This window comes from Gracilimonas mengyeensis, assembly GCF_900182705.1.
Classification (GTDB): Bacteria; Bacteroidota; Rhodothermia; order Balneolales; family Balneolaceae; genus Gracilimonas; species Gracilimonas mengyeensis.
This window is the reverse complement of the sequence record NZ_FXTP01000014.1, coordinates 85890-98297: the sequence shown is the minus strand read 5'-3', so window position 1 is coordinate 98297 and position 12408 is coordinate 85890. Positions and strand designations below refer to the sequence as shown.

The 12408-nt window shown below is 45.1% G+C and carries 9 protein-coding genes; 3 read left to right on the top strand and 6 right to left on the bottom strand.

The genetic code is table 11. The features are described 5' to 3' along the window. Window positions 1-56 precede the first annotated feature (56 nt). Window positions 57-1283, bottom strand: coding sequence for an ABC transporter permease (locus FN815_RS15260; protein ID WP_142455518.1), 1227 nt, complete (start codon window positions 1281-1283; stop codon window positions 57-59). A 130-nt stretch (window positions 1284-1413) separates the two neighbouring features. Beyond that, window positions 1414-2955 carry a lysine--tRNA ligase gene (lysS, locus tag FN815_RS15255; protein WP_142455517.1) on the bottom strand — a complete coding sequence of 514 codons (1542 nt, stop codon included), beginning with the start codon at window positions 2953-2955 and terminating at the stop codon, window positions 1414-1416. A 323-nt stretch (window positions 2956-3278) separates the two neighbouring features. On the opposite strand from lysS, the gene FN815_RS15250 reads away from it, so the two are divergent. From FN815_RS15250 to FN815_RS15240, 3 genes are all read left to right on the top strand, one after another. After that, window positions 3279-3941, top strand: a complete 663-nt coding sequence (locus FN815_RS15250) for a hypothetical protein (RefSeq protein ID WP_142455516.1) — start codon at window positions 3279-3281, stop codon at window positions 3939-3941. A 52-nt stretch (window positions 3942-3993) separates the two neighbouring features. Next, window positions 3994-5604 carry a hypothetical protein gene (locus FN815_RS15245; protein WP_142455515.1) on the top strand — a complete coding sequence of 537 codons (1611 nt, stop codon included), beginning with the start codon at window positions 3994-3996 and terminating at the stop codon, window positions 5602-5604. Window positions 5605-6227: 623 nt separating this feature from the next. Continuing rightward, the gene (locus FN815_RS15240) at window positions 6228-7907 is read left to right on the top strand and encodes a hypothetical protein (RefSeq protein ID WP_142455514.1); all 1680 of its coding nucleotides are present in this window, start codon (window positions 6228-6230) and stop codon (window positions 7905-7907) included. A 348-nt stretch (window positions 7908-8255) separates the two neighbouring features. Here FN815_RS15240 and pncA read toward each other — a convergent pair whose 3' ends face one another. The 4 genes from pncA to FN815_RS15220 form a co-directional block, all read right to left on the bottom strand. Then, on the bottom strand, window positions 8256-8870 hold the full coding sequence (gene pncA / locus FN815_RS15235) for a bifunctional nicotinamidase/pyrazinamidase (RefSeq protein ID WP_142455513.1): 615 nt from the start codon (window positions 8868-8870) through the stop codon (window positions 8256-8258). Then, window positions 8867-10270, bottom strand: a complete 1404-nt coding sequence (locus FN815_RS15230) for a nicotinate phosphoribosyltransferase (protein WP_185957322.1) — start codon at window positions 10268-10270, stop codon at window positions 8867-8869. The genes pncA and FN815_RS15230 overlap by 4 nt, the downstream gene beginning before the upstream one ends. A gap of 164 nt (window positions 10271-10434) precedes the next feature. Beyond that, a complete protein-coding gene (locus FN815_RS15225) occupies window positions 10435-11040 on the bottom strand; it encodes a penicillin-binding protein activator LpoB (RefSeq protein WP_142455512.1) in 606 nt (201 codons plus the stop codon). Window positions 11041-11066: 26 nt separating this feature from the next. Beyond that, window positions 11067-12401: a COG3014 family protein gene (locus FN815_RS15220; RefSeq protein WP_142455511.1), complete on the bottom strand. Its 1335-nt coding sequence runs from the start codon at window positions 12399-12401 to the stop codon at window positions 11067-11069. Between the last annotated feature and the right edge of the window lie 7 nt (window positions 12402-12408).

Here is a 12408-nt window from a genome sequence, read left to right as displayed (position 1 = left end):
CAAGCAATAAATCAATTTAGAATAGACCCTTCTGAGAAAGGGGAAATTGTAGTTTCTTATCTTCCGAATGAAATCACTTTCACAGGATCAGTATTGGCTGCAACCCTTGCCGGAATCCAGGAAGCGAGAGCACACAACAGGAAGGTAACCAGGCTCACGATTAAAAAATCGAGGGCATGAGGTTCTACCGGTGCATAGCTCATGTAGTAATTTTCCTGTGAGAGTGGGATGATCTGATAGTTGGTTTGGAGAAAATAGAAGAGTAAGGATATAGCAATCCCGATAGACAATCCTACTCCGGCCACAAACAAGCCTTCCAACATAAACACACGACGAATCGTTTTTGATTTACTCCCCATGGTTTTCAGGATGCCAATATCCCGCGTTCGTTCTAACACCATCATCAGGATGGCGCCAATAAGATTGAAGGCTGCTACAATAATCATGCCGCTGATCACCAATGGAATCATATTCTCCTGCAGTTCAACCCAGGCAAAAATATTGGCAAATACGCCGTAGATGGTTTCGGGGAAGTAAGGAAAGCCGATTTCCTCCTCCAGTTTTTGCCGTACTGCTGGTATCTGTTCGGGATTGGAAACCCGTATCTCGATTCCATCGGCCTGATTGGACCGGTAGCTAAAAAGCTGACGGGCGTGGTCGCGTGCTACCAACGCAAAAGTGTCATCAAAACGTTCTATGCCGGTTTCGTAGATGGCATTAAGCCTGAACTGTTTTATTTCCGGTGAATTGATCAGCGAAGGAATTCCCTCAATGGTATACGAAGTGATGACCGAGCCAATCTCAGCTTGTAAGCTTTCAGCCAGCTTGGCGCCCATCACAATACCGGGCATTCCAGTGGAATCGGCTCCCAATTGATAAGTACCCTTTGTAATGTAGCCGCTGATGCCATACTCTGGCTCTTCGAGATCTACCCCTTTTAAAGCGGTGCCATTTACGGCATCCCGGGTTTGAACCATTACCTGTCCCTGTATGATCGCTTGTTTTGTTTCAATTTCAGGGAATTGATCCAAGGCAGTAAGCAAAGTATCGGCGCGGTGAATAGGAGAGCCCGCATAGGAAACCAGGGTGATATGCGGGGCAAAATCCATAATCTTGCCGTTAATGGTGGATTTAAATCCATGGACTACGGACAATGCAATGAGCAGCCCGGCCGCACCAATAGCCACCCCGGCTATCGACATATACTTGATGAACGAAAGAAAGCCCGACCCTTTACGAGAGCCTTTGAAGTAACGCAGCGCCAGGTACCATTCAAACTTCATGATTTGGTTATTTGGAAATGGTTAATGGTTATTTGGGTCCACATCGAGATGTAAAACCTATTCACTGTTGATTCATTTTTGGGTTGATGGGATAGGATACCAATAACCAATTTCCATTAACCATTTCCCACTATTCAGGTTTCATTTGCGGGAAGAAGAGTACGTCACGGATAGAATCGGAGTTGGTCATGATCATAGCCAGGCGATCAATACCGATTCCGATCCCGGCTGTTGGAGGCATACCGTACTCCAGGGCACGCAGGAAGTCCTCGTCTATAGTCATGGCTTCATCATCGCCTCCGGCACGTAAGCGGGCCTGTTCTTCCAGGCGCTCACGCTGATCGATAGGATCATTAAGCTCGGTGTAGGCGTTGGCAATTTCTTTGCCGTTACAAATGGCCTCAAAGCGTTCAACCAGTCCCTCTTTATCGCGGTGTTTTTTGGTTAATGGACTCATTTCCAGCGGGTAGTCAGTGATGAAGGTAGGCTGTATAAGTTTGCCTTCCACAAATTCACCAAAAATCTCGTCGATGATTTTACCGGCGCCGAACGATTCGTCTGTTTCAACATGGAGTTCGTCAGCAATAGCACGGAGTTCTTCGAGGTCTTTGCCGTACAGATCCTTGCCGGTTTCTTTTTCAATAGCTTCAAACAGTGGAACACGTGGCCAGGGGGCTTTGAAATCAATCTCGTGCTCGCCAACCTGTACTTTGGTAGAACCGTGGAGTTCGATGGCAATTTTCTCGAGCATCTTCTCGGTGAATTCCATCATCCAGTTATAATCTTTATAAGCCACATAAAGCTCAACCTGGGTAAACTCGGGATTGTGGAAACGGGAAAGTCCTTCATTCCGGAAGTCTTTGGAAAATTCATACACGCCATCATAGCCGCCCACAATAAGTCGCTTAAGATAAAGCTCGTTCGCGATACGCAGGTATAAATCCATATCCAATGCATTGTGGTGGGTTACAAACGGTTTGGCCGCGGCGCCGCCATAAATAGGCTGTAGGATTGGGGTCTCCACTTCCAGGTAGCCGCGCTCGTTCATCACGTTGCGCATCACCTGAACCATTTGGGTGCGTCGTTTGAAAGTTTCCCGTACTTCCGGGTTTACAATCAAATCCACGTAACGCATGCGGTAGCGCTGCTCTTTGTCGGTAAAAGCATCGTGTACTACCGTTTCGCCATCTTCATTTTCCACTTCCTTGGGAGTGGGAATAGGCCGGATCGTTTTGGAAAGCAGGTAGAACTCTTCGGCATGGATGGTGGTTTCACCGGTCCGGGTTTTAAAAACGAATCCTTTGATTCCCACGATATCGCCAATGTCGACCAGCTTCTTAAAAACTTTGTTATAGAGATCGTTGCCGAGCTCTTCAGTGGCTACGTCATCTCTGCGGATATATACCTGGATCTCGCCTTCAGCATCCTGCAGGTTAAAGAAAGAAGCTTTGCCCATAATGCGTCGGTTCATCACCCGGCCGGCTACGGCAACCGTCTCTGTGTCCGTATTTTCATCATCCCGGATTAGCGACTCATCAGCCAAAATTTGTTTAGAGGTATTGGAGACCTCAAAAGAGTAGGGATAAGGATTTACTCCAAGTTCTTGTAATTGTTCAAGTTTCTCGCGGCGTATTTCTTCCTGCTCGGAGAGCGATAATTCCTGTTCAGACATGTATGGGTTTTAAAGTTATTAATCAAAAAATAGCGAAGCCTAAAAATACCCATTTATCTTAAAAGTTGTTACCATGATTCCTTGATTGGGTATAAGAGAAGCTGATAGTGAGATATTTTTAATATTTTTTGGAAAATGTCGATAACCAAGTTCAATTGCGCGTTAACCGCTGTTTTTGAAATGCGATAAGAATTTGGCTATGATTAAATATGAATATGCTGTGAACGTAAATAATTTTTAATGCATCTTTGCAGATATATCGGTAAAATTGCGCCGTGGTTTAGCTCACGATAATGTAAAATAATTCTAATAATAGGGGATTTATGATAAGTAAAACCAAACTATATACAGCTATAAGTACGCTTATTTTTCTGATGACATTTACTGCCGTTCAGGCCCAAATGTCTATCGGGTTAAAGGCGGGTTCGACTGGTATTGGCGGTGAATTCACCAAGTCAATTACTGAGAAGTTGAACGCAAGAGTCTCAGGCTCATTCTTTTCTTATTCGCAAGATGGAGTGTATGCTGATGATGACCCAAGTATCGCCTATGATGTTCAGGGAGATATGACTTCCATTGGTCTATTGGTCGACTACTTCCCAACTAAACGATGGTTAAAAGTATCAGCTGGAGTATACTACCATGATTTCATTGTAGATGGCGGAGCGGTACCGAATGAGTCTTATACTTTGGACGACAAAACCTTTCAGCCAGAAAAACTGGGATCACTTACCGGTACGGTTGATTATGATTCCAAAATTGTTCCTTATGCAGGTATTGGGTTGGGTAATCCTCTTGCACCAGGCAGCCGTGTAAAAGTAAACTTTGAAATTGGTGCTATGTATACCAACTCCCCTAATGTAACTATGGAAGGCGAGGGCATGATTGCCCCTACAGCCAACCAAGACCAGGATTTTGAAAACGGATTGAGTGATTTTCAATTCTATCCGGTCATTAACCTCGGGGTTTCATTTAGGATACAATAAGTAAATCAAGAGTCATCTATAGAGTAATTAAATACAACTAACTAAGAATATTATGAAAAGGATTAAGAAAATAAGCGTATTAGCAATCGGGCTTCTTGCGATGATGATCAGCGTGACAAGCTGTGACTTTGGAGCCCTGAATGATGCCGTTGACGACTTTAAAGTAGTCATCGGGTTGGAGCCAATTAATACTACTTCTACCGTTCTGCTTAAAGATGCAAGCACGGGTGAATTGATCAGCAGAAGCGTACAAGTACAGTTTGAAGGAGAAAACGGAGACGATGTAATTGATGTGTACAGCGATCCGGTAGACGAAGATGAAGTAGACGGGGGAATTTTGAATTTCGGTATCGATAATTCCGTAACGCCCAGTGAGACTAACCCTGTACGTGTGAGACTTATTGCCGAAGCCAATGGCTATGTGACTACATCTAAAACTGTGGCCATAGAAAGTGAAGGGGCCAATGAATTCCGCATTCGCATGATGCGAGAGAATGACAGACCCTCAGGCGTGAACGCATCCACCAATAACAACGCAAGTGCCAGCGACGATGGTACGGTGGAAGCCAGCTATACAGTAAATGCTAATTCCAGCGATGGTGAGTCAGGCACGACAGTGGAAGTAGCCAGCGGCACGCGTTTTGTAGATGCCGATGGTAATGCTCTCACCGGCCAGCTTAGAACCCGGGTTACAAATTATAGCCCCTCAGATGTGTCGGCCATGCAAGCTATACCGGTTGATCTTGTGGATGAAGAAGGCAACCCTATAGTGGTAGCCGGTGCGAGCCAGCTAAGGGTGACTGATGCAAACGGCCGCGTTGCTTCTTCCGCTGAATTAACGGCAAAAAGTAAAGTAGATAACCATGGTCCGGTTTCGTACACTGTAAGAGTTCCTGCTGCCAGTTCTTTACGGGTAGGAGAGGAGGTTTATGTTTTTGGTTTTAATGCCAACGGTGAAAGTATAATTTCTGCTCCTTACCCGGTTGAAGAGCTGGGAAATGGAAATTTAGGTGTGGTATATACTAGTTCTGAAGTACCCTTTGTGACAGTTGTTGCTAGTCTATTGACTTTTGCTACTAATACATGTTCACCTTTAATTACTGTCAATAGAAATGGAAACAACGGGGCAATTACAGGTCGTGTATTTGGTACTGGTATTGTAGCCGACTTGCGTATTCCTCAAGGGGTTAGTTCAGGTTCAGTTGAAATAGTTCCTGCAACTGAATTGACGGTTGAACTACAAACCGCTTCTGGAGCTGTTTTTACGGAAACCGTAAATATCTGTGCGCAAGGTGGCAGCTATACGGTTGATCTGCCTGCTCCCCCCTCTAACCTGATTGATGCTACCATGGAAGCATCTTTGGTATGCCAGAATCCAGATGAATCGGTTTCAGTAACCGATCTGCCCGGTGCATCTGTCTTATACCGCAAAACAGATGCTCCGCAAGGCGCAGAATGGAGAGTAGCCAACAATACCGAGTGGGACTTTGACGAAGAAAACAATGCCCTTTCCGGCGGTAGCTTTGACGTACAGGATGTGGAACAGGGAGCGGAATACACCTTCAGGATCACTTTTGACGGAGAAACCTACGAGCGTGATGTAGTGGTAACCGGTACTACCGTTACCTACGAAGAAGTGATTGAGTCAGATATTTGTGGTTAATTCCCTTTAAGCATTACCAGAACTTAGAAACCCGGCTGGCTCCAACCCGCCGGGTTTTTTATGTCTATAGTTTTGGTGGCTCGTTATAGATCTTTTGAGGTTGTATCTCAAAAGCTAAAGTGTGGCAAGGTTGCACCTTGCGTGGGGGAACACGGCCCTCCCTGATTTTACAGCAGCTCGGTGGTTACCTAAAAATAGGTCCCTCCTCCGAATTCTCGGAGCAGGCTAAGGGGCACAGGTCCCGGCTTTTGGGCATTGTTGAGACTGAGATTACTCAGTATGCTTTGGCTAGAATCTTTCTCATCGTTGAATCGCGGATTTTAGGGATGAAAGGATTTCACGGTTTTTTCATTTAAAGATCTTTTGAGGTTATACCTCAAAAGTAAAAGCGTGGCAAGATTCCGGCTGGCTCCCATAAAGCCGGTTTCTTTATGTCTATGATTTTTGATTCCTTACGAAATTCTAATCTCCTGAAATCGCTTATTTTATACTCAAAATGGACGTTTTATTGTAAAATTACTCCTTCCGCTTTTAAAGTATTATCAGGGCTATATCTGAAATCTAAATAAAGTATTATACTTAGCGCGGTTCATAAAAACACGATTACTAAATTTCAGGAATAGATGAGAAGAAGATTGGCCCGGGTTTCTTATAAAGTTGTACTGGCTGTTACAGTCATAGGTGCATTAGCAGGTATAACTGCTTGCGATACCTCTCTGCTAAACGATGCCGTTGATAATTTTAAAGTGGTGATAGGATTGGAACCCATTAATACCACTTCCACCGTTTTGGTGACCGATGCCAAAACCGGTGAATTAATAGAGTCGGACGTGTATGTGCTGTTTGAAGGGCAAGATGCAGATGCTGTTATCGATACTTACAGTGATCCTTTGCAAGGAGATATAGTTTCTGATGGTATCCTGAACTTCGGGATTCAAAACGCTATAACGCCAAGTGTTGATGCTCCTGCTCGAATCACTTTATCTGCCCAGGCTCCGGGCTATCTTCCTATTCGTAAAACCATATCTATCGAAGAGGTAGGAGCGAATGCTTTCACGCTGAAGATGATCCGGGAAAACAATCGTCCGGAAGGGGTGATTATCAGCTCCAGCACGGAAGGCTCTACGGATGCCTCCGGGGCGGTAACGGTGCCCATAAAGGCTACTGCTTCCTCTGCAAACTCAGTTTTTGGAGTAGAACTGGATGTTCAGCAAGGAGTTATTGCCAGGGATGAAGAGGGTAACCCGTTAAGTGGAAATCTTAGCACAAAAGTAACCTACTACGATCCTTCTGATCCGCAAGCGATGGCTTCAGTGCCTGCAGACTTAACCAATGAGAATGGTGAAAATGTACTGGCACTGGGGGTCATTAATTTGGAAATGGCAAATGAGCAAGGACAGCAAGCGGCCAGCCTGAGTACCAGTGATTCGGGGAAAATAGAATTCCGGTTTAAAGTAGATCCGGATGCTTACAATATTGATTTTGAAAGTGCAGAGCTGGGTTTGTACAATCATTCCGGGGCAGCCAGTAAAAGAGCTAAGCAGTTTAGACGGTCTAGATATGAAATTGAGATTATTAACGGAAATGTTTTTATAGCCGTTTGGGATGGAGCTATAGATGTACTCATTCGGGGGTCTTCATCCTCAAACGACATTCAGCTTGGTGACTACCAGTTAAAAAAAACTCCCCAACCCATTATTTTGGGTATGGATAACTCGCGTTGTACCAATACTTTTCAAGTGAATCGTAACGGGAATACAGGTCCGTTAAGTGTTGAAGTATCCACCATGGGCCAAAACCGCGAATTTACAATAAGCGGGGATAGTAACAGCTATGAAATTCAGGGTTTGAATGATGGCGCAGAATACACCTACACAGTAACGCCGGCTTCGGGTATCCCAACCTCAGTTACAGAAACATTTTCTTGCAATGCTCCCCAAACGCAGGTATCACTTCCAGCTCCTTCACCTACATTAATTACTGCGGAAGTACAGGTTAACTTACAATGTCAAAATTCAACGGAGTCGGTTGCCGTGACCAATATTCCAGGCTCTTCCGTCAGCTATCGAAAATCAGATGCGGAAGCAGGAACTTCCTGGAAAGTAGTTAATGATCTTAGCTGGGATTTTGATGAGGCCAACAACGCCCTGACCGGGGGAAGCTTCACTGTGCTATGGGTAGAGCAAGGCGCTGAATACACCTTTAAGATCACCTATGATGGTAAAATGTATAGAAGGGATATTATTATTGATGACAGGGTAGTTGTTTACGAAGAAATCATTACCGATGGTATCTGCCAGTAGGGTCTGAATCGCGGATTTTGCGGATTATGGGATTTCGCGGATTTCCTTGCTGGGCGTTTTTTATCGTAATCTTATCTGGATCTTTTGAGGTTGTACCTCAAAAGTAAAAGCTATGCAAGGTTGTACCTTGCGTGGTAAGCACGGTCCTCCCTGGTTTTGGAACAGCTATCGTGCTGTTCCAAAACCGGTCCCTCCAAAGGGAAACAGGTGCTTACCCCTGTATAGTTTCTAAGCTAAAGAGCAGAGTTCTCTATTTGGCAAGAACTATCTCTCTTTGGAGAGAGACAGGATTTGGCTTGCCACAATCCAGAGAGAGGGCAGTGGTGGATTAAGAGCCCCCCGATTGCTTCAACCCTTTAAATCTCCGGATTCCAGAAACTCCACTCCGGCCTCTTGCATTTCGTCCAAAGCAACATCCACCGAGCCGTCCATATCAATTCCCCGTACGGCATCCTTGACCAGCTTGACTTTATATCCAAGCTTGGCAGCATCAAGTGCTGTCCATTTTACGCAGAAGTCGGTAGCAAGGCCGGTTACATATACTTCATCAACTCCGCGGGCTTGCAGGTAGCCGTGCAGGCCAGTAACCGTTTCATGATCATTCTCGAAGAAAGCAGAGTACGAATCAATAGCTTTGCGATATCCTTTGCGCACAATCATTTGCACGGGTTTAGTCTCTAAATCAGGATGAAAGGCTGCACCTTCGGTTCCCTGCACGCAGTGGTCCGGCCACAGGACCTGTTCACCGTAATCCATTTCTGTGGTTTCAAAAGCTTTTTTGTCGGCATGACTGGAAGCAAAAGAGTGATGATCCTCGGGGTGCCAGTCCTGCGTTTGCACCACGCAATCAAATTGCTGCATTAAAGCGTTTATGGGAGGAACTACTTGGTCGCCGTTGGGCACTTCAAGTGCGCCACCGGGACAAAAATCATTCTGAACATCTACAATTATTAGAGCTTTCATGATTCTTTTTGTTGGATAAGTTCGTCTTTTAATTTTCTGAGATTTGGACTCAGTCCCACTTTGTAAATATGGGGATTATCAAAGCGTTTAAATTCTCTAGGCAATTGGGAAAGTCGTTTTTGAGCGTAAGCAGCACTTTCTGAGGCCGCTGGCAGATCTATAATTCGTTTTCCGTTTTTCACTACCTGCTGCTGCAGTTCTTCTTTTTTCAGGGATTCAGTATGTGTGTATTTAAAATCAATGTAGGGGTGAACCACTTTGGTGATATCTTCTTCATCAGTAAGTAAGATGCCGTCTCGGTAGAACTCACCATCTTCATTAAAATAACGCACCACACGTTTAGAACCGGGCAGCGTAATCTTCTCCACATTCTCTGAGATCTTCAGTGTAGGTCGTTCATTTACAGAACTAAGCTTATATACTCCGTCTAAGGCGGGATTATCATAAGCCGTTACCAGTTTTGTGCCCACTCCAAATAAATCGATGGGTGCATCCTGGTCCAACAGGCTTTTGATGAGGTGTTCATCCAACTGATTGGAAACCGCAATCTTCACATAATCCAGTCCGGCCTCATCTAGCATTTCCCGGCTTTTGCGGGCAAAATAGGCAAGGTCGCCGCTATCCAGTCGTATGGCTTTTAGCCGATGTCCTTCTTCTTCCAGCTCCTTAGCCACTTTGATGGCATTGGGGACTCCGATATCCAGCGTGTTATAGGTATCCACCAATAAGATGGAAGAATCCGGGTAATGCTCGGCATAAGTGCGGAAGGCAGTAAGTTCATCCTCAAACGACTGTATCCAGGAATGGGCCATGGTACCGCTGATATCGACACCATACTTCATTCCGGCAAGTACGTTAGAGGTGCCTTTGAATCCGCCAATAACGGCAGCTTTGGATGCTTGCAATCCGCCAAGGCCTTGTGCGCGTCGCAGACCAAAATCAACAACGGGCTTGTCACCGGCAGCTTGTTTAATGCGTGCTGCTTTAGTGGCAATCAGGGATTCAAAATTAAGGGTATTGAGCAGGAGCGTCTCCAGGATTTGTGTTTCCAATATGGATCCTTCAACCCGAAGCACCGGCTCATTGGGAAAGATGATTTCGCCTTCCTTCACTGAATAAATATCACCGGTAAACTCGAAGTCCTTGAGGTAGTCAATAAACTCATCAGTAAATCCCTGCGTTTTTAAGTAATCCAACTCCTCAGGCTGAAACTCAAAATCCTCCAAAGACTGCAGGAAGTCGGCCAGACCTGCAAACACTACATAACCGCCATCAAAGGGAAGCTTTCGAAAGAAATAATCAAAGGAAGCGGCTTGAGTATGCCGGCCCGAGAGGAAGTAACCCTGGGCCATGGTCAGTTCATATAAATCAGTGTAAAGAGCCGGTTTTTTTAAAATCATAAGTTGCCGTATGCCATGTTTTTGTGCTGGCAGAATAAACAAAATTTAGGGATGAATCATTTATGGTTTTATGACAAACTAAGAAGAACAGATTCAGGTATCTATAAAAAAAGCCTCCCATTTAGAGAGGCTTTTGGCGTTAGCATTTGATATGGTTAAGAATTCTAACCTCGGTAATTCTTACGTTCAATAAGTTTTTTGATCTTCTTGTTGCCAATCCACACTTTTTGATTGGTTTCAACATTAATCAGCTCCATGTTGACGGTATAGAAGACAGCCAGGGTTCGACGGTCCACGGTTTCATCTACAATAGAATTGATGTTTCCAATCAGCATAAAGTCGGCCCCCAGTTCTTTGGCCATTTCTTTCATGGTTTCAACAGAGGCGAATTGCTGCTGATCGGATCGTTCTTCACGAATCTGTCGGCGTTCATCACTGCTTGCCACAAGGTTCACGGAGCCGGAGTTTACAAAAGCGCGTTCCATTTCTTTGGTGATCACTTCCGTGTCAATATGCTCCATGCTTTCGTTGTGGACATTACCTACGATAACAACAGGAGGCTGACCGTGGTCGCGACTAAAACGGTTTAACCAAGGGTTAGTGAGGGCGTCAGAGATCATTTCTTCAGACACCAATCGGGCATCGGTGTCGTTCCAGCGGCCGGAGAGGTCGGTGGTTTCGCCGGGGTTCATTCGGGTAACTTCGTTGGAAGGCCGGCATCCGGTAAATAAAAATCCAACAAGAAGGCAGGTATAGATTAGATATTTCATGGTATTAGTGGTTTGATGATTTTGTTTTATTGCGAATAAATGGATTCTACAAGTTCAAGAGCGGTGTTCTCTTCAACGGTAATGGATTGATGTTCGGTGAAAAGAACACGGCCGGTTCGGGATAGATATTGAATTTCAATCGGGTGGTTTCCAGGCGGCAGCTCAATCACATTCATCCAGGCTTTGCCAGGCATAGTCTGCCAGCCACGTAGGTCTGCTTTTTCGGTAGCCTCCTGACCAATGATTCCCAATATATCAACCAAAAGACCCAGCCCTTTATTTTCTTTACGCACCGAAGAGGCAATCAGGGTTGAGCCGGTTGCTTTTACGGTAGCCCTGAGCAGTGAACGGGCATAGATTACCGGCTTTTTGGCTTTATACACTTCTTTGGAAACCACATCCATCTCCTCAATAAGGTGCAGCGGTATGTAGGTCTCGTCAATTTTGGCTCGGATACTGTAGACCCGGGAAGGGTACAAGTGAATAGTGGGGATGGAGAATTTCACATAAAAAGAACCTTCGCCGTCCTCCGCATCCAGCCACAAGCGGAAATCCTCTTGCTGTTTAATGGGTGCTTGTCCAGAGAAGGCGGAGATGAGGACGTTGTAGTTTTGTGGTTCTCTGATGCGTTCCAGTTCCTTCAAGCTGGTTTCCCTTTCGGTGAGTCTGCTTTGCTCTTGCAGGGCCGTACCCAGCTTTTCAAATTCAATGCGAGCATCATCAGGTTTCCCTGTCTTGGCATAGAGCACTGCAGCCAGGTAATGACTAAAAGCACTGTTTTGGATATTCACCTCCCCCGAACTCCAATCTACTTTCCCGGTGGTGTCTTTTTGGGCAAACGCTTCGGCCAATCCTTTAATGCGGATATCAAGCTGCTCCATCTTAAACGCCATTCTTCGGGTTTCAACCAGGGCGGCTTCCCAGTCTCCCAACTGCACATAATTCAGGCTTTTGAAGGCATTCAGGTACACATCTTCATACGGTTCTCCATCATACACCAGGGTGTTATCATTCACCAATAAAGAAGCGAGTCCGCGACTGATACTTTTGGTGTAAGCGTCATCTATTTGTTTTTCAGATTTATCAAAAAATACATTGCTGCTATCGTAATTTCCTGCAAAGTGATGCACCATGCCCGATTCGAGGTTCTTGAGTACGGCATCTTTACCTTTGTAAACATCGTCTGATTTAAATTTTTCAAGCAGTTGGGTAGAGCGTTCATAGTCTCCCGCGGTGAAAGAAGAGCGTAAATCCTGCTGGGCATCATCAAGGATATAGGCATGGCAACCGGATAAAAGAAGCAGAGCAGCCAGGCAAATGGAGTGATAGAGAAAGTTATGTAAGCGTAATTTGGATGCCATCAAGCTA